Source organism: Paenibacillus monticola (assembly GCF_009664975.1).
Lineage (GTDB): Bacteria > Bacillota > Bacilli > Paenibacillales > Paenibacillaceae > Paenibacillus_AQ > Paenibacillus_AQ monticola.
This window is the reverse complement of the sequence record NZ_WJXB01000001.1, coordinates 398,313-417,358: the sequence shown is the minus strand read 5'-3', so window position 1 is coordinate 417,358 and position 19,046 is coordinate 398,313. Positions and strand designations below refer to the sequence as shown.

Annotated in this window: 17 protein-coding genes; 5 read left to right on the top strand and 12 right to left on the bottom strand. The window is 46.0% G+C overall.

The genetic code is table 11. From position 1 onward, the window contains the following. Nucleotides 1–35: 35 nt before the first annotated feature. Complete coding sequence (locus tag GJB61_RS01845; RefSeq protein ID WP_267490769.1) at nt 36–209, bottom strand: hypothetical protein; 174 nt, start codon at nt 207–209, stop codon at nt 36–38. A 580-nt stretch (nt 210–789) separates the two neighbouring features. Here GJB61_RS01845 and GJB61_RS01840 point away from each other — a divergent pair. Continuing rightward, nucleotides 790–4,137, top strand: coding sequence for an S-layer homology domain-containing protein (locus GJB61_RS01840; protein ID WP_154116560.1), 3,348 nt, complete (start codon nt 790–792; stop codon nt 4,135–4,137). 90 nt (nt 4,138–4,227) lie between these two features. Here GJB61_RS01840 and GJB61_RS01835 read toward each other — a convergent pair whose 3' ends face one another. The 3 genes from GJB61_RS01835 to GJB61_RS01825 form a co-directional block, all read right to left on the bottom strand. Beyond that, nucleotides 4,228–4,689: a phosphotransferase family protein gene (locus GJB61_RS01835; RefSeq protein ID WP_229521410.1), complete on the bottom strand. Its 462-nt coding sequence runs from the start codon at nt 4,687–4,689 to the stop codon at nt 4,228–4,230. 428 nt (nt 4,690–5,117) lie between these two features. Further along, a complete protein-coding gene (locus GJB61_RS01830) occupies nt 5,118–6,125 on the bottom strand; it encodes a phosphotransferase (RefSeq protein WP_154116559.1) in 1,008 nt (335 codons plus the stop codon). Nucleotides 6,126–6,318: 193 nt separating this feature from the next. Further along, nucleotides 6,319–6,867 carry a TetR/AcrR family transcriptional regulator gene (locus GJB61_RS01825; RefSeq protein ID WP_154117277.1) on the bottom strand — a complete coding sequence of 183 codons (549 nt, stop codon included), beginning with the start codon at nt 6,865–6,867 and terminating at the stop codon, nt 6,319–6,321. 353 nt (nt 6,868–7,220) lie between these two features. Between GJB61_RS01825 and GJB61_RS01820 the strand changes: the two genes are divergently transcribed. From GJB61_RS01820 to GJB61_RS31465, 3 genes are read left to right on the top strand one after another with little or no spacing between them, the layout of a single operon-like run. Next, nucleotides 7,221–8,168: an SDR family oxidoreductase gene (locus GJB61_RS01820; RefSeq protein ID WP_154116557.1), complete on the top strand. Its 948-nt coding sequence runs from the start codon at nt 7,221–7,223 to the stop codon at nt 8,166–8,168. Nucleotides 8,169–8,194: 26 nt separating this feature from the next. Then, a complete protein-coding gene (locus tag GJB61_RS32105) occupies nt 8,195–8,320 on the top strand; it encodes a hypothetical protein (protein WP_267490768.1) in 126 nt (41 codons plus the stop codon). Nucleotides 8,321–8,329: 9 nt separating this feature from the next. Beyond that, nucleotides 8,330–8,566 carry a hypothetical protein gene (locus GJB61_RS31465; protein ID WP_229521408.1) on the top strand — a complete coding sequence of 79 codons (237 nt, stop codon included), beginning with the start codon at nt 8,330–8,332 and terminating at the stop codon, nt 8,564–8,566. 222 nt (nt 8,567–8,788) lie between these two features. Here the strand turns inward: GJB61_RS31465 and GJB61_RS01810 are convergent, their stop codons facing one another. From GJB61_RS01810 to GJB61_RS01775, 8 genes are all read right to left on the bottom strand, one after another. After that, a complete protein-coding gene (locus tag GJB61_RS01810) occupies nt 8,789–10,996 on the bottom strand; it encodes a Tex family protein (protein ID WP_420819726.1) in 2,208 nt (735 codons plus the stop codon). A 157-nt stretch (nt 10,997–11,153) separates the two neighbouring features. Further along, entirely contained in the window at nt 11,154–12,350 is a 1,197-nt protein-coding gene (locus GJB61_RS01805; RefSeq protein ID WP_154116550.1) for an MFS transporter, read from the bottom strand. Between the two features lie 428 nt (nt 12,351–12,778). After that, entirely contained in the window at nt 12,779–13,387 is a 609-nt protein-coding gene (locus tag GJB61_RS01800; protein ID WP_195724192.1) for a TetR/AcrR family transcriptional regulator, read from the bottom strand. A 183-nt stretch (nt 13,388–13,570) separates the two neighbouring features. Then, nucleotides 13,571–13,921: a type II toxin-antitoxin system PemK/MazF family toxin gene (locus tag GJB61_RS01795; protein ID WP_042124727.1), complete on the bottom strand. Its 351-nt coding sequence runs from the start codon at nt 13,919–13,921 to the stop codon at nt 13,571–13,573. A 3-nt stretch (nt 13,922–13,924) separates the two neighbouring features. Further along, nucleotides 13,925–14,206: a CopG family ribbon-helix-helix protein gene (locus GJB61_RS01790; RefSeq protein ID WP_025698676.1), complete on the bottom strand. Its 282-nt coding sequence runs from the start codon at nt 14,204–14,206 to the stop codon at nt 13,925–13,927. 167 nt (nt 14,207–14,373) lie between these two features. After that, nucleotides 14,374–15,600 (bottom strand): alanine racemase, encoded by a 1,227-nt coding sequence (gene alr, locus GJB61_RS01785; protein WP_338115640.1) that lies wholly within the window; start codon nt 15,598–15,600, stop codon nt 14,374–14,376. 220 nt (nt 15,601–15,820) lie between these two features. Further along, nucleotides 15,821–16,906 (bottom strand): LolA family protein, encoded by a 1,086-nt coding sequence (locus GJB61_RS01780; protein WP_154116546.1) that lies wholly within the window; start codon nt 16,904–16,906, stop codon nt 15,821–15,823. A 210-nt stretch (nt 16,907–17,116) separates the two neighbouring features. Then, nucleotides 17,117–18,307 (bottom strand): MFS transporter, encoded by a 1,191-nt coding sequence (locus tag GJB61_RS01775; protein ID WP_154116544.1) that lies wholly within the window; start codon nt 18,305–18,307, stop codon nt 17,117–17,119. A gap of 157 nt (nt 18,308–18,464) precedes the next feature. Between GJB61_RS01775 and GJB61_RS01770 the strand changes: the two genes are divergently transcribed. Then, a complete protein-coding gene (locus tag GJB61_RS01770) occupies nt 18,465–19,043 on the top strand; it encodes a TetR/AcrR family transcriptional regulator (protein WP_338115639.1) in 579 nt (192 codons plus the stop codon). The last annotated feature ends 3 nt before the right edge of the window (nt 19,044–19,046 follow it).

Genomic DNA, 19,046 nt, shown 5'->3' with positions numbered 1-19,046 from the left:
CAATAGCTTCATATGGGATAAGTCCCATCCGTTGCTTAATGCTCATATTCATGCTGCCTGGTTTGCTCTAGCTTAGCCCCGCCGATCAAGGCTCCTATAATTGCTCCTACAAATAAGGCGTATACGGGATTGAGCTTTTTGAGGATTAAAACAATCGCAATAGCTAATCCTGCCAGCGCCCCAATCCAACTGATGGTAAATTCATCCATCGTTATTCCCCTCATGAACCTCTGGTGAATTCGCTTTCATAATGTAATTATAGGAGTTAATTCCGCTTATTCATATTGAAGAAAGGACGATATTTGTTGTGCAGGTGCACAACGGGATGTTCTGCTTAAGGTTCACCCTACTGGCTGATCGTTTACAACTTAGTCGCATCTAGTAATCCATATTGAAGTGGGGAAAGTTGAATTTCCTGGATCGTGATAAATGGCTTGCACATATTATTTCCCAATTCTGATTTAACAGGTAAAAAGACATACCGTATCCGTTACTAGGTTAGCGTACATTCAGCTAGATGTCCCCAAGAAAAGCATTGAGTTGCTCCCAACGCTCCGAAGTGTGAATCATTTCTTCGACAAAACGGACAGGGACCACACTCGACAATTCGAACGACGGCTGGATCCACCAAAAACTTGCCGTTACAGACATCGCGGTGAACAGTATCACTCTCGAATTGAGCAGGGCTCTTTATGCCGTAGGAGTTTGTCATTTTACCGTCATTGGAGGGGAGTATACTTATTTTTGAATAGAGAGAATTTTAATTTTGAAAACTTTAGGAGGCGAAACATGAAGACATGGCAAAGGCTAGAAAGAAGTTCAAAATACAAAATAGGAGAGTATAAAATGATAGGTTCAAGAACATCTGTATCGAAAAAGAATACGTTTCGTAGATTTGCTGTATTAATGACAGTAATGGCTTTATTGTTCTCACTTGTACCGAACTTAACAGTTAATGCTGAAGTGGCAGATCCAGATATACTTTCTGGCAGACCTGTAACTTATGTGAACAGCTCTCAATTCAGTAATCCTGCAAATGCAACGGATGCGAACGATTCAACGTTTACGAGTATGTGGGAGTTTAACCATAATTACGGTCTAACTTTCAATACCCCGACAGCGAATATCGGTACAATTAGAATAGTTGTGGATGATTACCATAAAATGCAAAACGATGGTTTAGTTGTCTTTTGGACTACGGATGGAGCAGTTCAAAATAACAGATGGATCAGCGCAAATGACACCACAATGGTCGTAAACCTTAATAATGTGTACATGATCTCTGTTACTTTAGGTGATTCGACTGTTGTTAGCTCCTCAAATCCGCTTAAATTGTACACTATTGAAGCGTATGCAAAGGACCCAACCCCACCTACAGTACCTACAATCACTAGTCACACAATAGGAAATGGTCAAGTATCCTTTGATTGGTCGGCTTCTTCCGATGCGGACGGGGTATCAGTGTATACAATCTATCAAGATGGTGAATCTATTGATGAGGTTAATGGCACTACTACAACCTATACAAAAGGCGGTTTAAGTAATGCCGATACTCATAGCTATCAGGTATCAGCTGTTGATACTAAGGCTAACGAGTCGGCTAGGAGTGAAGCTATTTCCTTAAAGTCGAACAATAGCATCCCTCCTGCTAAACCTGTTAATCTTGAAGGTGTAGCTTCTAGTAATACAGTAGACCTATCTTGGGAACCTGCTATTGAAGAGGATATAGAAGGTTACAATATTTATGTTGACGGAGCTCAGGACAATGAGGGTCTAGTCCCGGATAACTATTACAATATTAATGGGCTTACTAATGGCATTTCATATGCTTTCACAGTAGAAGCTGTGAACACTTCAGGTGTAGCTTCTGCAATATCGGATACCACCACAGTTATACCATCAAATGCTCCTGCTAAAATTACTGGCGTAGACGTCACTTTGGATGACACGACTGCAACCGTAACTTGGAATGAAAGTAGCCATGAGGACTTAAAGGGTTATGATGTTTATATTGATGGAGTGAAGGCTACTTCGGAACCGGTAACAGGTTTAACTTATACGGTTACTGGTTTGAAATATGGTACTAAATACAACTTCGAAGTAACAGCTTCTAACCGAAGTGATGAAGAGTCAATAAAGAGCGATACTGTATCCATAACGATAGTCAATCCAAATGCTCCTGTAAGTCCTTCTGGGGTATCGGTTGTATCGGGAAGTCGGCATGCTGTTATTTCTTGGACTGCAAATACCGAGTCTGACCTAGCAGGTTATGAAATTTATATTGGTAATAACCTTGCTGGGCAAGTAAATGCAAATGTTACTTCTTATGATATAACAGGCTTATCAAATGACACAACCTACTCGCTTAAGGTACTTGCTGTGAACACCAGCAATCAATTTTCAGCTTTCAGCGAAGCTTTTTCTGTTACACCTTTGTCAGATAACTCTAAATTAACGACTTTAGTAATGGGTGGAGGAACTCTTACCCCAGTATTTAGTCCTACTGAGTTAAATTACACTGTGAATGTAGCAAATGACGTTGCTTCCGTAACCGTTACACCGACTGTATCAGAAAGATACGAGACAGTTAAGGTAAACGGGGTTGCAGTTGTTCAGAATTTCATGCCGGGAATGCCAAGTTTTCCAGGAATGCCAGGAATACCACCTATGCCAGGTACTCCTGATGTATTATGGGGGAACACTTCAGGAGAACTTCCTGTGCATGTTGGTGTAAACATTATCGACATTGAAGTAACGGCTAAAGATGGTAAAACGGTCAGTCATTACGTAGTGTCTGTTTACAAAGCGGGTTCTTTAAATTCCGATTTAAGCAATTTAACTACTTCTATTGGTGTCCTTGATCCTATCTTCAATACAACTGACTTAAATTATTACTTGACTGTAGATGCTGATGTCAGCAGTATGAAAGTCAAGCCTACAGCAGCTGATAGTCATGCTTCTGTCTCCGTAAATGGGGTTATTGTTACCAGTGGTGATGACTCCCTACCAATCGATCTTAATGTTGGTGACAATATTATTGAGGTTAAAGTAACTGCTGAAGATGGTACCACTAAAACCTACACAGTTAATGTTACACGTGAGGCTTTACCAATACCTTCCGATGTTACTAATTTGATAGAGAGCCACACAACGACAACAGCAAACTTCACTTTCTCGCTTCCTACTGATCGTGATTTTTCTACAGTTAACATTTACATGAATGGTGATGCTGTTGATTCTGTTACTTCAGGGGTATATATCGTGGAAAATCTTACTCCTAACACGTCATACACATTCTTATTCAAAGCAGTAAATAAAGCTGGTGCTGAAAGTGTTGGGGTTACGCACATAGTTAAGACTGATGCTATAACACCACCAGTTGAGCCAATTGTAGTTATACCGCCAGTGGTTACTTCTACTCCAACTGCAACACCTGTACCAACACCAGTGGCTACTCCTGTAGTTACACCTGTAGTTACACCTGTAGTTACACCTACGCCAACTCCTGTAGTTAATCAGGATAAACCGGTACTTAACGACAAGGTTAACGTTGGTATAATTAGGGCTATTGTAGAAAAGGCACAAAATACGCCTTCTAAACCGTTCAGCGATGTACCTGCTAAGTCTTGGAGTGCAGCTACCATTGATCTTGCCACTCGAATGGGGATTGTCTCAGGGGATACAAACGGTTCTTTCAACCCAACAAAACCTACAACTCGAGCTGAATTTGCTACAATGTTCGTTAATGCACTTGGTCTAACGCCAAGCGGTACAAGTAGTTTCTCTGATGCAAATGGACATTGGGCTGAAGATGCAATTCAAGCCCTTAAGTCTAATGGTATAATTTCAGGTTATGGTGACGGCTCATTCAAACCAGATCAAACTATCTCCAGAGCAGAAATTGTAACTATGATCACCAAAGTTATGACCATCAAAGCATCAGCTTCAGGAAAACAGTTCTCTGATGTTAAGGGTAACTGGGCACAAAATGCAATCAACGCAGCCGCTGATGCAGGAATTATCAGTGGTACGGGGAATGGTAAATTTGACCCGAATGCGAATGCTACCAAAGAACAATCAGTTGCAATGATTCTTCGTATGTTGAACGTTACACTTGATCTTGGACTGAAGCTTTAATATTAATGCCTAAATACGGTAGATGCTGAGTAATCAGTGTCTACCGTATTTTTTGTGTAGTCTATCTTGTAGAAACAGAGGATTTGATTATTAAAGACTCGATGAAAGTGTTATACCTAATATACTATTAAAAAAATCGTATAGATTTTCGAAGTATTCGATTTCTTCGTTTGAAATCTTATAACGAGGGTCGCCAACGGTCATTCCTGATACATCAATAAACATGTGTACTTCACCATCTAATACAAGAACATTGTCTGTGCTGCAGTCACCATGGATAATAGTTGGTTGGACTGGAGAGATTCTATTCAACTCTAAATGCCGTAACAATTGCGGACTTCCGCTAGTCAATCCATCTTTAACATACTCTTCGACAACTGATAACTGTCTTGTTAACCATGCTCCTTGTTCACAAATAGATAATTCCATTTGGTACTTCTCATGAAATCGGTTCAGAAATTGTCCGAAACTTTGGATTAGCTGTAACCTTTCTGACAAAGATTTTGCCTTTCTGATTGCAGTCGTTAATGTGACGCCTGATTCATATGACATAATTATATGACTACTGCCAGCTTCTGTACTTTTCTTGAGTCGCACTTTTGAGAATGTAAGAACCCTTTTCCGTTACAATGCATTTTACTTCTGATGTGCATCCCTGTTCATCTAAAATAAATACATCCGTTATTGTTCCAATAAATTGTTCTATTTTCTGTTTCAAATTCGGACTCACGTTTGCTTACGCCTTCCCATCTTTGTTTATTGTATAATTCACACTTCCATTGATTATTTGCTTTTGTAAGTATAGAAATTGATGCGTTGTCTGCCCCTGTGTTTTACCTTCGCTATTCCAATCCGTTACTCCATGTCTTATTAGCCCAATTGTAACCATGTAATTCCCTAGTTTTTTTGAGAAACTGCTCTTTCAGCAACGTACTATCGCCACTCTACCGTATCCGTGTACTAGGTTAGCGTACATTCAACTAGATATCGCCAAGAAGAGCATCTAGTTGCTCCCAACGTTCCGCAGTGTGAATCATTTCTTCGGCAAAACGGACAGGGACCACACTCGACGATTCGAACGACGGCTGGATCCACCAAAGCGATTCGAGACACCAAACGTACTTGATTGCCTTCAAAAGCGAGCCCGGAGGCAGCGGCCGCATCCTACGGTAGCCTTCAGTGAAAGCGACCACCGCATCCTTGCGGAACCCGCGTTCGCTGAGCGTGCCGGAAAGGATAGCCCGTCCAAGGTCCAGCGCTGGAAAAGAGTAGCGTGCTCGGTCGAAATCAACGATGGCTGCCAGAGCGTCTCCTTCGAACAGCAGGTTGTCTGCCCACAGATCGAGATGGGCCCAACCCACAGTCAGAGGCGTAAACTCATCATCTCCTAGGGAATCAACAATGGTCTTCTGTAATTGCAATGCGTTCCGGACACGCTCGGACGAGTCGCGAGCCGCATCCCAACTTACCTCCCAGGTGTGCTCCATCTCCTCGCGAGACAACCGCCAAACCGGTTCCCCCAGTGGCACTGCTGCTCCGATTCCTAATGTCGCCGCGGATTCCCAGACAGCATGCATATCCGCGGCAGCTCGTCCGAGTGAGTGCATCCTATGCTCACCGATCATGCCAGCAGGCACCATTGCGCCCGGACAGCATGTCATAACGGTCATGTACCTTCCGCATGGCAGAATGTGCATGCAGCTTCCATCTAGCGTCAGCGGCTCAGGACACGGTCCTCCCGACTGATAAAAAAGAAGTTGCAGCTGCAGCGCATTTTCAAGCTTGCTGCGAAACTCTGGATCATGCATCTTAAACCGCCCGGGGTGATAGCTTTTGACAAAGAACCTCCCCTTGTTCGTCTTGACAATCCACTTCTCGTTCCTTAGCCCACGCCTTACGCGCTCGGCGGACAGTATCCCAGTCGAAAAATTCTTTTTCAGCCAGCTCGCGATTTCGTTGACTAATTGGTCCTCCGTCGTCAACAGCATTTATAGCCAACCTTTCTAATCGACATTTTAGCTATCTAATCAAAGGAAGCAGTTTCTCAAGTAAAAGTTCCCTTCAGATTCACCCTCTTGATCTGAGGCTTAAAAAGTATCCGTTGCATCTTGACAGTAACGGCAAGTTATAGACCCTTGGCGAGTTGTTTATTAACCATAAACCATCCGTTAAATATCGCTATTATTCCAATATCCCCGCTTCAACCAACTTCCAGACCCCTTCAAATTCTCTTTTCATATCAACCAGTAACCACTTATCAGCAAAGGCAGGTGCGGAAAACCAGGAGAATGCCAACAGAAGGGCATGTAACTGCCCGTTGTCTTCAATTCTACTTGCCGCTTTTAAGCTTGCCAATAACTCTTCAATGTGTAGGGCCCAGACAATTGGATTCCCATCAATATAAGTGGTATATAACTTGAACATTTCTGGATCATGTAAATAAGATTGATATTTGGATTCGCTCAAAATCCATAGCCAGTCATGAACGATTTCCTTTGTAGATGAATAATTTCCAGTTTCAAAAGGAAGCAGTTTGGCCAGTTCATGATTAAGCCATAAATGTGCAAGAGCAGTCCATAGTTCTTCTTTTCCTGTGAAATACTTATAAATCGCCGCATGAGTCGTTCCTAGTTCATTTGCGACTTTTGAAAGATTAACTTTTTCCATGCCTTGTTCAGCTACCATTCGGTGAGCGGTTTTCAATATTAGTTCTCTGCTTAAATTTTTCATGCATTCATTATACATACTATACACTCTAAGTTACAACTGTTGACTTTTGTAACTGAACAGCGTAAATTCATTTCATTAGTGAGTTACAAATATTCATATTTGTAACTCACTAATGAGATGAATTTGATCATGATACGACATCGTGGATGTAACAGCTAGTTTTAAGAAAACCTTCTGGCTTGAGGCATCGATCATAGTATTTAGCATGATCTTTGTATTCAATTGAGCTTAGAACGGCGATCGGACTCCCAACAGCGCAACATGTTGCACGCGATCCATCTTTAAAGGAATAATAGTTTCGAGTCTCTAAATTCTTGGAAGTTACAGCAATTAAACTAAGGAGTGTAAGAAAAATGGAAAAATTCCCTAAATGGACAGCATCAGATATCCCATCTCAGCGAGGACGTTCGGCTATTGTCACCGGCACGGGGGGCTTGGGCTACGAAACGGCCTTGGAGCTAGCAAAAAATGGTGCAGAGGTTATTGTAGCAGGCCGTGACAAGGCAAAAGGAGCAGAGGCCGTTAAAAAGATCCGCAACAGCGTAGCCTCTGCCAACATACGCTTTGAAGAATTGGATCTTGCTAGCCTAACCTCGGTACAAGCATTCGGCGAACGGATGAATAATGAGCGTCAAAGCCTAGATCTTCTGATCAACAATGCCGGCGTAATGACGCCGCCAACCCGCAAAATCACAAAAGATGGGTTTGAGCTTCAATTCGGCACGAATTACCTCGGACATTTCGCGTTGACAGCTCATCTGATGCCTTTGCTGCGAAAAGGAAAAAATCCACGAGTGGTCCATCTAAGCAGCGTTGCCCACCGCAGTGGCGCCATCCATTTTGACGACTTGCAATTTGAACGTCGTTATCATGCAAGTTCATCTTATGCTCAATCTAAGATTGCTATGATTATGTTCGCGCTGGAGCTTCAGCGGCGCAGTGACGCGTCGGGTTGGGGGCTGCTGAGCATTCCGGTTCATCCCGGAATTTCGCGCACGGATCTACTTCTCAACGGGGCTGGACCGAACAGCTCTGCCGGAATAGCCCGGAGGCTGCTGGGCCCGATCTTATTCCAGCCTGCCGCCCAAGGCGCCCTTCCGACTCTATTCGCTGCCACATCGCCAAGCGCGAAGGGTGGGACTTATTACGGTCCCGGCGGATTCTCAGAATTGAGAGGCTTGCCAAAACCGGCCAAGATCGCTCCGCAAGGATTGGATAACGCTGTCGCATTCAAACTGTGGGAAGTATCCAAACAACTGACGCATGTGGATTTCGATAAAGTTGCTTTAATGAATTCATAACTATTCTTTTTGGGGAGTTTGAAAACATGAAAATGATTTTATGGTTTGTGGCCTATGGATGGATTATTGTTACGGGTTCTTCGCATTATATAATTGATGTGGTTTCCCAGTATGTACGAAGCGTACGTGCTCCCAGTACGGAGACGACCTAATATTATGGGATGAATACCGCCTTCGCATTGGGGGAAATTCTATTTGGGTTATTCGGCCTGGTCCTTGTTCTTCAGGCACCGAAACTGGTGGTTCAATGGCCGGTTGTTACGCTCACCCTCGTTGCTGCTGTTGGATGGCTGGCAATCAGTTTTATGTTTCTTCCGTATAAAGAACCGAAAATCATCAGTTCCATATTTGTGGTGCTTGTTCTCGCAGCTACTTTGTCATCTTTTCTGATTACATGAGGGATAACCAAAATTATCTGCCTGCCTCTGTCTCATAGCCACCACCTGTAAATTAGGCTCTGTCTCTGCATATGCCCCATAGAAAATCATGACTCCCAGCTTTTTTATGGGGCTATCCACAAATAAACTACAGATCTTCATAACATAGTTCTTTGAATGCAGGCTAATCTAAAAAAAGCCATCTACTTCTATTAATAAAGTAGATGGCCTCTCTTTGTTTATTTAGTTTGTGCTCCCGGTCTCCACACGCGGCGGACGCATGGTCAGGCTGACCCGACCCTTCTTGAGGTCAACGCCCATCACCCAGACGGTGACGTTGTCGCCTACGGAGACAACGTCCATCGGATGCTTCACGAAGCTCCCGCTGAGCTGGGAAATATGCACCAGCCCGTCGTTCTTGATGCCGATATCGACGAAGGCGCCGAAATCGATAACATTGCGTACGGTTCCCTGCATCTCCATACCGGGAACCAGATCCTCGATTTTCAGCACATCGGTGCGGAAGATCGGCAGAGGCAGTTCCTCGCGCGGATCGCGGCCCGGACGCTGCAGGCTCTCCAGAATGTCGCGCAGTGTGGGCACGCCGACATCCAGCTTCACAGCCAATTCTTCGGCATGCTGTGCCTCCAGCTCCAGCTGCGAAGCCACTTCTTTGCTGCCCAGACTGTTGACATCCAGCTTCAGCTCACGGAACAGGCGATCCACCACGGAATAGGACTCGGGGTGGATGGGCGTACGATCCAGCGTGTTGTCCCCGCCAGGAATCCGCAGAAAGCCGATGCACTGTTCATAGGATTTGGCCCCTAGGCGCGGCACCTTTTGCAGCTGCTTGCGGGTGGTGAACTTGCCGTTCTCCTCCCGGAATTTGACGATGTTCTTGGCAATCGTTCCATTAATCCCGGCAACGTACGACAACAGGGACGGGGAAGCCGTGTTCACATCTACTCCAACATGGTTAACCGCCGACTCTACCACAGCCTTCAGGCTCTCCTCCAAATGCTTCTGGGAAACATCATGCTGGTATTGCCCTACACCAATGGCCTTCGGATCAATCTTCACCAGCTCTGCCAGTGGATCTTGCACACGGCGGGCGATAGAAGCAGCACTGCGCTCCGACACATCCAGATCCGGGAATTCCTCCTGCGCCAGCTTGGAGGCCGAATAAACGCTCGCTCCAGCTTCATTAACGATCAGGTAAGCCAACTCCGGATTCCCAATATCAGCAATAACCTCAGCTGTGAATTGTTCGGTTTCCCGCGAGCCCGTACCATTACCAATAACGATCAATTGAATACCGTACTTCTTAATGAGCTCCTTGAACTTGGCAGCAGCTTCGATGGTTTTGTTATGCGGCGGCGTTGGGTAGGTCACTGCAACCTCCAGCAGCTTGCCGGTATCATCCACAACCGCCAGCTTGCAGCCGGTACGGTAGGCAGGGTCTACACCCAGTACACAGCGTCCTTTAACCGGAGGCTGCAGCAGCAGGCTGCGCAAGTTGCCGGAGAAGATGGTAATAGCCTGTTTATCGCCTTTTTCCGTCATTTCTCCACGCACCTCACGCTCTACAGACGGCGCAATCAGCCGTTTATAGGAATCCTCGATGACGGCATCCAGCAAATCCTTGACTGGTGAAGGCCCTTTTATAATCTTCCGCCCAATGAAGGCGTGGAGCTTATCGGCAATGACTTCAAGACCCACCTTCAGGACATTCTCCCGCTCCCCGCGGTTAATGGCCAGAATACGGTGCGGCGGCATTTTATGTACAGGTTCCCGGTAGCTATAGTAATTCTCATATACGGATTCTTGCTTCGCATCCTTAGCCTCGGACACAAGCACGCCTTGGCTGGATGTATATTGGCGGACCCAGGAACGAATAATCGGATCATCCGCTATATTCTCGGCAATGATATCCATGGCACCTTGCAGTGCCAGATCTGCTGACTCCACACCTTTGTCTATATCTATATACTTCACCGCTTCTTCAGCCGGCAAGCCTTGTCTACGCTGCTCCATAATCCAGTTGGCCAAAGGCTCCAATCCCTTTTCCTTAGCGACACTGGCCCGCGTCTTGCGCTTCTGGCGGAACGGACGGTACAAATCCTCCACTTCCTGAAGCTTGACCGCGTTCATAATTGATTCATGCAGCTCTTTGGTCAGCTTGCCCTGCTCTTCAATATTGCGGATAACATCCTTCTTGCGTTCACCCAGATTGCGCAGATACCCAAGGCGTTCCTCGATATCTCGCAGTACATTCTCATCAAGCTCGCCGGTCATTTCCTTGCGGTATCTGGCGATAAAGGGAATTGTATTCCCCTCATCAAGCAGTCCTACCGTTGTCCGTACCTGTCCCAAGCTGATCCCAAGCTCCTTGGCAATAGCCACAGTGATTAGTTCTTGCTCGCGCTTGGCGTTCGCTTCATCTGTCACGATACCCGCGTTATTATTTTCTACAACCAATAGTATCCCTCTTTCCTTACACCTGTCTGTCTTTTCATTGATTCATATCTAAAATAGTATCACAAATTAACGCCGTACCAAAACTCTAACTCAGAGTTTAGCCTTTCATTTCCCGTTCCTATTCCATATATTATCCTTGCTGCCGAAGTCTCTTCCTGCCAGAACCAAGCGATAACACACAACATAAACCCAGAACCAGCGCGGCCGCCATATAGGGATAATTAATGTTCAAATCAAATAGGTAACCGGCGATGACCGGTCCAGCGATATTCCCAAGACTCGTGTAAGCCGAGTTCATACCCGCTACAAAACCCTGCTTCTCTCCGGCCATTTTGGATAGCTGTGTACTCACTGCCGGACGTAAAATATCCGTAGCAAAAAACACAATAAATGTAACAACAATAATGGCCCAGAAGCTGTTCACAAATAGTGTCAGCAGAATAAACAAGCCTGCGATCATTAGACAGCTGGAAATCACTTTATTCTCCCCAAAGCGGTTCAAGATCCAGCCGAAAAAGGTGACTTGCACAACCGCCCCGGCGATGGAACCAAAAGTGATCACAAAGGCAATATCCTTGGGTGTAAAACCAAATTTATGATCTACAAACAACCCGAATACTGTCTCATAATTGGCTAATCCAAAAGAAAGGACGAACACAATAACCAGACCCAAAAAATAAGGTTCCCGGTAAGAACGTACAAGCTGCGTCACAAGACTCTCCTTGTTTCCTGCAGAGCTCTGCACCTCTTTACGCTGTTCCACGGTGAGGGATTCCGGCAAAATAACAATCGTCAACAGGGCAGCAACCGTTGCTGCTGCCGCTGCAAAGAAAAAGGGAATGCGTATGCCGAACTCTGCAATATAACCGCCGAGGCCGGGACCGATAATAAATCCGGTGGTAATCGCCGCATTGATATAGCCCATTCCTTTTGCCCGTTCCTCTACAGTGGTTGTGTCCGCCGTATATGCCATCACTGCAGGCATGATCAGAGCAGCCCCAATGCCGCCTAGCATTCTTGAAGCGAATAAGAGCCATGAAGCATTGGCCAGACCAAACAGCAGCTCTGAGAAGGAAAAGATAATCAGACCGGCAACAATTACTTTTTTTCTGCCTATAGAGTCGGACAATCTGCCAGCGAATGGTGATATTAATAATTGAGTAAGCGAGAAAGCCGCCACTAAAAGCCCTACGATCCGTCCGCTCATATGAAGCTCATTCATGTAGGTAGGCATAATAGGCACTACTAAGCCAATTCCGGTAAACGCAAGAAAAATATTAAGCATGAGCAGCAACATTGCTCCTCTGTTTCTAAGCAGTAATGACATTGTAATGACCTCCGTTGTTCTTATATAAATTAAACTTATGATTCCCCTAAATCGGCTTTAATCGTAACTGCGGTGAATGTTTGGACTTCCGGCCTCTGTTGTCTCCCGATTTCTTGATTTATTCCGCTGTTTGCGGATGAAATCCGGAGACAGCCTATGCTTTCGATGCGAGCTTTCCTACGGAAAGCTTTCGGGCGGACGCTTTCGCTCCTCCAGTTCCAAAATCCCCCTCCGTTACTTTTGCCTTTTCCCAAGTTTTTTAGTTCAACTTATATAGTTGTTCAAATTTTCAGATTAAATGTCCACTAGACCGACCATCCGGTCTATTTAATGGCAAAGAAACATCCTTACAGGTATCTTGGAGAAACTTCTACCTCTATTCCTACATAGACCTAAAGCTTCTCCCGCGCTCCTCCGTATTTCTTCGTTTAGTGGGTACGCATACCTTGCAATAGCAATCTAACTGCTTCTCGGTAATATTTCATGATATCTTCCGGTGTCTTCGCCTGGACTGAGATCTCAGCGACTCTTCCGATACCTTCAAGCATACCGTTCACAATGATTACATAGTTCTCTAAATCTCCTGTGAGGAGGTAATTCGTATCTATTCCTTCTTGCAGAAGCTCTCGGGAGGCCCGCAAGGTACTGTCGTATATTAGGGCAAGCCGCTTAATAATCTCTGGCGGATGTGTTCTGCTTCTGGAGAATTCCTCCAACGCCCGAATCAGCGGATTCTGAAAATCATGTGCGTAGTGCTCAGCCAGTGCATAGAACCGCTCCTCTATGCCAGTAGTCTCGCTTCGCTTGTTATCCCACTCCTGCAGCCATTGCTTTGTATCCTCTTCAACCACATATAGGAACAGTTCTTCCTTGCTCGAAAAATGATGATAAAGGCTCCCTTTACTGACATTCGCCGTAACACATACCTCATTCATCGTAACGGCTCCGTAGCCCTTCTGCACAAATAGCTGTGTTGCCTTCTGTACAATTCGTTTCTTTGTCTCTTCCCCGTCAGAACGTCCTTTGCTGCCAAGCATTCCATCACCTCCTAGACCGACCATATGGTCTAATACTAACAGAAAAGATGCGAATAGTGAAGACATATCATATACAGAAACGTATACAGTCTGATCCGTCATCAAAATGAAAATCAAAAAGACGCACGGATTCAACCCCGTTGCGTCTTCACGATTATTCACTATCTATAGCCTTGCCCGACTTTAGAAATCAATCAAACCAAGGCTGATCTGTAGCGAATCATCCACCTTCTTCATGGTCTCATCGTCGAGGTGGGTGATCTTATCAGTTAAGCGTTGTTTGTCAATGGTTCGAACCTGCTCCAGCAAAATAACAGAATCCCGGTCAAAGCCGTGAGCAGCCGCATCAATTTCTACATGCGTCGGTAGTTTAGCCTTTTGAATCTGAGCAGTGATCGCTGCCACAATTACGGTTGGACTGAAGCGATTACCAATATCGTTCTGAATCACCAGAACTGGCCTAACTCCGCCTTGTTCGGAACCTACTACAGGCGATAGGTCGGCAAAAAAAACGTCGCCGCGTTTAACGATCAATGTTTACACCCCGCTTACTAAGCGGCCAAGAGTACTGTCTGCATCTTCCTCAGCGAGGAACGCCTCGCATGCCATGGTCAAGTTGATCTTGGCCATTTCCATATAGCCACGCTGCATGGACTCGCGAATGGAACGTTTCCTCCGTTCGCTTAAGTACAGCTTCATGGCCTGCCTGATCAATTCACTCCGGTTGGAATTCTCCAATTGAACGATTCCATCCACTTCCTGTAAGAGATGATCGGGCAAGCTGATCATGATTCTTTTGGTGTTTTGCAAATTGGCCACGTTCTCTTCCACCCCCACAAACCTTCTGCCCTTGTGTTCCAGTGTTACATTATACAAGGAATTTTATACAAGGAATATATGCCGCCAGTATATCAAGTATGCTGCATCCCATTATAAACTAGATATGGCGGTTCGTATAGACTATAGATCACACAGTCGTATACAATCTATTTCCTTCTATTTATTCCCTGCACAGAATCACTGTCAGAACTTTCCGGCTGCAGCAAGGCATTCACCAGGTTCGGAAGCATGCCTTCACGTATATATACGCGGGGCACTCGGTGGGTCAGCATACAAATTACCTCGTAGTGAATCGTTCCAAGATGGAGAGCCAGCTCGTCTGCCGTGATGGACACGTCAGCTTGGCGGCCGATGAGTACAACCTCTTCGCCAGCTTTGATTTGTTCTGCTTCTTCAGCGAAAGATTTGAGCGATACCATACATTGGTCCATGCAGATGGTTCCAACGATAGGGACGCGGCGTCCGCGTATTAACACCTCCGCTTTGCCTGTTAGCATGCGGGAGTATCCATCTGCGTACCCCACAGGCAGCGTTGCAATTCTCTCTACGCTGTCTGTGACGTAACGCGCTCCGTAGCTGATGCCCCAATCGGGCGGCAGGTTCTTGACATAAACAGCCTGCGTCTTCAACGTCATGACCGGATGTAAGACTACCCGCTGGCGGTTAACCTCGGATGATGGATAGAATCCGTACAAGCTGATGCCTACACGCACCATATTGCAGGAAAGAAGAGGTGTATCAATGGCAGTAGCGCTATTGCCTGTATGTATGATCGGGATTTCAATTTCCTGTTCCCGAAGCGCTTCCACTACGCCCATAAATCGTTGGTGCTGCATCAATGTATAGCTTTTGTCTTGTTCGTCTGCCTTGGCAAAATGGGTGAACATGCCCTCCAGCTCCGCTTGCGCTACAGACTGCACTTCAGCGATGAATGCAGGTGCGTCAGCTGGCATAAGACCCAGCCGTCCCATCCCGCTATCAATCTTGATGTGCACCTTCAGCCGATGCTCCGAATGTCTTGGAAGCTGCCTTACTGCTTCCAGTACCTCCGGGGTGAATAGTGTTACAGTTACATGATTCTCCCAGGCTACGATTATCCCTTCTGGAGATGTATAGCCAAGCACCAGTATAGGAATCAGTATTCCCGCCTGACGCAGCTCTAATGCTTCATCCAAAAAGGCCACACTAACATAATCCGCTCCGAGTCGTTCCAGCTCCCGTGTCACTTCCACTGCTCCATGGCCGTACGCATTTCCTTTGACGCATCCCATAAACTTGGTCTCTGCCGGTAAAACCGAGCGAAAGGCCTCGTAATTGGCACGCAAATCATCCAGATTAATCTCGGCTACTGTCGGTCGATAGCTTGCTTGCACTTCAAAGTCACCTTCTTACATTTTAGTAAAACGTCTTACAGTGTCGCATTAATCATTGTCTTACATCAATGTTAATGCTAATTGAAGGTGGCTGTCAATGAGAGCAGAGCTATCTTTTGCTTAAAATCTAAAAGACCTTGACGGCATCAGCAAAAAAGGAAAACGGACGCCACGTTGTAGAGGGAACAACCCCTTAAACACAGCATCCGTCTACATTTTATTATTTACCCGATTGTTCCTCCATAGAAGCGGCAATTTGCATCATTTCGCTAACTGGTAGATTTGCACTAGTAATCCGGTACTCTACTCCCTCGTTCATCCAGGTCAAAGTCTGCTGCTCATCCCCACTCAAAAGGCCTACTGTAAACCCGAGATCAATCACACTTCCGGGAGCCAGCGACACCGCACGATCCAGTGGGCGAGATTCCATGATGGTGTATTGGTAAATTCCGTCATACCGAATGAGAACCGCGTGATCCTTACTGCTCTCGATTTTGTTAGAGTCCTTGAACTCCACTCCAGCCGGTACATAGCCAGGCTCAATGATGCCAAAGTCACCCAACTCTGCAGCAACCAGAGGCTCCGTCTGTTCTTGTCCCTCTGGCACTACCACCGGATTGCCATTCTCGTCTACCTCAGCTACCGTGCTTTCCGAAGTGGCGCCCGTTGTCATATTCTTTTGCATATCAAAAGAATCCTTAGTAAACTCTGGATCGAATTTGAAGCTGTCGAACTTCACGTCCACCACAACCTTGGCTTCAGAATCGGAGACCTGTACCTGTTTCGGTGCATAGCTCTTCTTATCCAGCCAAATCTTCTGGCGCACAAGCGCGCTGCTCTGATAATTCGCAGCTACTTCAAATACATAATTATCTCCATCCACCACAAACTGACGGTTATTATCGGAGACAATGCCGCGAACGAGCGTCTGGTACAGATAGACCTGACCTTGATGGTCTGGCCAGTCACTCTGGAAACGGAAGCTCTTATTCAGGCTCGGCGTTAGCACGAATACGCCCTCATCGTTGCGCAGCACAATCTGCGTGATATCCTTCTGCACATTCGCCAGACTGATCCGGTAATAGGAAGGATTCTTGTACCACACTTCCACCTTATACTCCTGCGGCTGCTCGCCCGAGTACAGGGTCATCGTGCCCGAACCTTGATACGCTCCCTGCTTGCTCTCCAACTTATCGGCCACATTGTTCAAATCCTTGACCACGGAAGCGGCATCCTTTTTCCCGCACCCCGTCATGATCAGGGCCACGCTCATAATAATCGCGAGTACCCATGTTATCCGGCGCATGACATCATCCCCTTAACCTGTTTTGATTGCCTTGATTAGTACATGTCTATGAGGGACTTGGCCGCAATATGCAGACGGGCATGACAAGCGTGGGGTCAACAACAAAAAACCTTATCTAGCGTAAGAATGCAAATAGCCAACTCAATGAACGAGCTGGCTAATCGAGTCCTATATAATTTTGGCTATATACAATATTTTCTTTCTCCATCGTTACGATTGTTTTTTCTCTGTTAAAAAGTACAGGAACGCCAGTAAAGGAATCGCCATTCCAATCAGAACGGTTAACCTCCAGCCGCCATACGCATATGACCAGGCTCCCAGCGATGAGCCAATGGCTCCCCCCACAAAGAAAATCGCCATAAACAGTCCGTTCAACCGTCCTCTCGCTTCGCTGCCTAACGAATAGATCGCCCGCTGACCAAGCACGAGATTCCCGGATACGCCCATATCCAGCATAATTGCCGCCAGAACCAGCAGCGCAAGAGCGATCTTGGAATCATCCTGAAACAGGTAGGCTAGCAAGAAAGCTGTGGCTGCAAGCACAAATGCAAGGCCGGTCAGTGGTCTTGTCCAACCGCGGTCAGCCCATCTACCGGCAATGGGAGCCGCTACTGCTCCAGCCACACCTGCCAAGGCAAACAAGGCAATGCCTTGCTGTGTCAGGTGAAAAGTATCGGACAGCCGCAAGGAGACTGTAGTCCAGAACAAGCTGAAGGCGCCGAAAAGACTGGCTTGATAGAACGCACGGCGGCGCAGTACAGGTGTGTTCTTCAGAAGAGTTCCTAGCGAACGTATTAACCCACCGTAGTTCATGGTGGGGGCAGGCTGGCGCATAGGAAGAACCCGCGACAATAGAATCGTCAGCAGCGCAATAACTACTGCAGATATCGCAAAGATCGCATGCCAGCTCCAGAGTGCCGAGACGAAGCTGGCAACCGGTCGGGCAAACATAATACCCAGCAGCAGACCACTCATCACATTCCCCACTACACGGCCACGCTGCTCTTCTGAGGATAAATAGGTAGCATACGGCACCAATATCTGGGCGGCTACTGAGCCAAGTCCGATAAATAGCGAGGCGGTTAGGAACAGGATGGCATTCGATGCCAGAGTTGCAGCAACCAATGCGACAAGTACGACAACCAGCGACGATACCACCAAACGCCGATTCTCGATAATATCACTAAGCGGGACGATAAACAGCAGCCCCAGCACATAACCGATTTGGGTCACCGTCACGATTAAGCCTGCCGCCCCAGGCGAAAGACCTGTAGCTGTACTAATCGGTCCTACCAAAGTTTGTGCATAATACAGATTAGCCACAATAAGACCACACGCCGTCGCTAACAGAAAAATGATCCAACTTGGAATTTTTTTGCCTTCAGATGTTGAATGATTCATTCTAACTCCCCCTTTTACAATACTGAACGTTTAGTTCACTAATTCATATCCAAATGATATACTAAACGTACAGTATTGTAAATACCTTTCAAAAAATTTATAATGTATATATAGTTTGCATCTGATTTGACAGAAAGATACTCGAGGAGGGTTTACCGTGAACATTAAAAGAGGAAGACCACGCAACGCTGAAGCTGAGAAGGCTATTCTTACCGCCTCTTATGACTTACTGCTGGAAACAAGCTTCGGGGCTGTAACGGTGGAGAAAATTGCTGAGCGTGCACAGGTAAGCAAAGCCACCATTTATAAATGGTGGCCGAACAAGGCTGCTGTAATTATGGATGGCTTCCTGTCTGCCGCTGCGGCAAGGCTGCCTGTACCTGATACTGGCTTCGTATTCAGTGATATATTAATTCATGCTACGAATCTGGCCAGATTTCTGACAAGCCCGGAAGGTAACGTAATCACGGAAATCATAGGTGAAGGACAATCTGATCCAGGTTTGGCTGAGGCCTATCGGAGTAGATATGTCAATCCCCGTCGACTAGAGGCACGCCAGCTTCTAGAACAAGGGGTTCAGAGGAAAGAACTGCCGGAACAGCTTAATATTGAATTAAGTATTGATCTGATCTACGGGCCTATATTCTATAGACTATTGCTAACCGGCGAAAAGCTGAACGATACCTTTATAAAAGATTTGATAACCTCTGCCTTTGAAGGAATTAAATCACCCTAAACA

Excerpts from the sequence above, each read along its gene's own strand:
- GJB61_RS01825 (WP_154117277.1), bottom strand. The coding sequence starts at position 6,867 with ATGAAAAATTTAAGCAGAGAACTAATATTGAAAACCGCTCACCGAATG.
- GJB61_RS01820 (WP_154116557.1), top strand. The coding sequence starts at position 7,221 with ATGGAAAAATTCCCTAAATGGACAGCATCAGATATCCCATCTCAGCGA.
- GJB61_RS01845 (WP_267490769.1), bottom strand. The coding sequence starts at position 209 with ATGGATGAATTTACCATCAGTTGGATTGGGGCGCTGGCAGGATTAGCT.
- GJB61_RS01805 (WP_154116550.1), bottom strand. The coding sequence starts at position 12,350 with ATGTCATTACTGCTTAGAAACAGAGGAGCAATGTTGCTGCTCATGCTT.
- GJB61_RS31465 (WP_229521408.1), top strand. The coding sequence starts at position 8,330 with ATGAATACCGCCTTCGCATTGGGGGAAATTCTATTTGGGTTATTCGGC.
- GJB61_RS01800 (WP_195724192.1), bottom strand. The coding sequence starts at position 13,387 with ATGCTTGGCAGCAAAGGACGTTCTGACGGGGAAGAGACAAAGAAACGA.
- GJB61_RS01835 (WP_229521410.1), bottom strand. The coding sequence starts at position 4,689 with ATGTCATATGAATCAGGCGTCACATTAACGACTGCAATCAGAAAGGCA.
- GJB61_RS01775 (WP_154116544.1), bottom strand. The coding sequence starts at position 18,307 with ATGAATCATTCAACATCTGAAGGCAAAAAAATTCCAAGTTGGATCATT.
- GJB61_RS01780 (WP_154116546.1), bottom strand. The coding sequence starts at position 16,906 with ATGCGCCGGATAACATGGGTACTCGCGATTATTATGAGCGTGGCCCTG.
- GJB61_RS01830 (WP_154116559.1), bottom strand. The coding sequence starts at position 6,125 with ATGCTGTTGACGACGGAGGACCAATTAGTCAACGAAATCGCGAGCTGG.
- GJB61_RS32105 (WP_267490768.1), top strand. The coding sequence starts at position 8,195 with ATGAAAATGATTTTATGGTTTGTGGCCTATGGATGGATTATTGTTACG.
- GJB61_RS01840 (WP_154116560.1), top strand. The coding sequence starts at position 790 with ATGAAGACATGGCAAAGGCTAGAAAGAAGTTCAAAATACAAAATAGGA.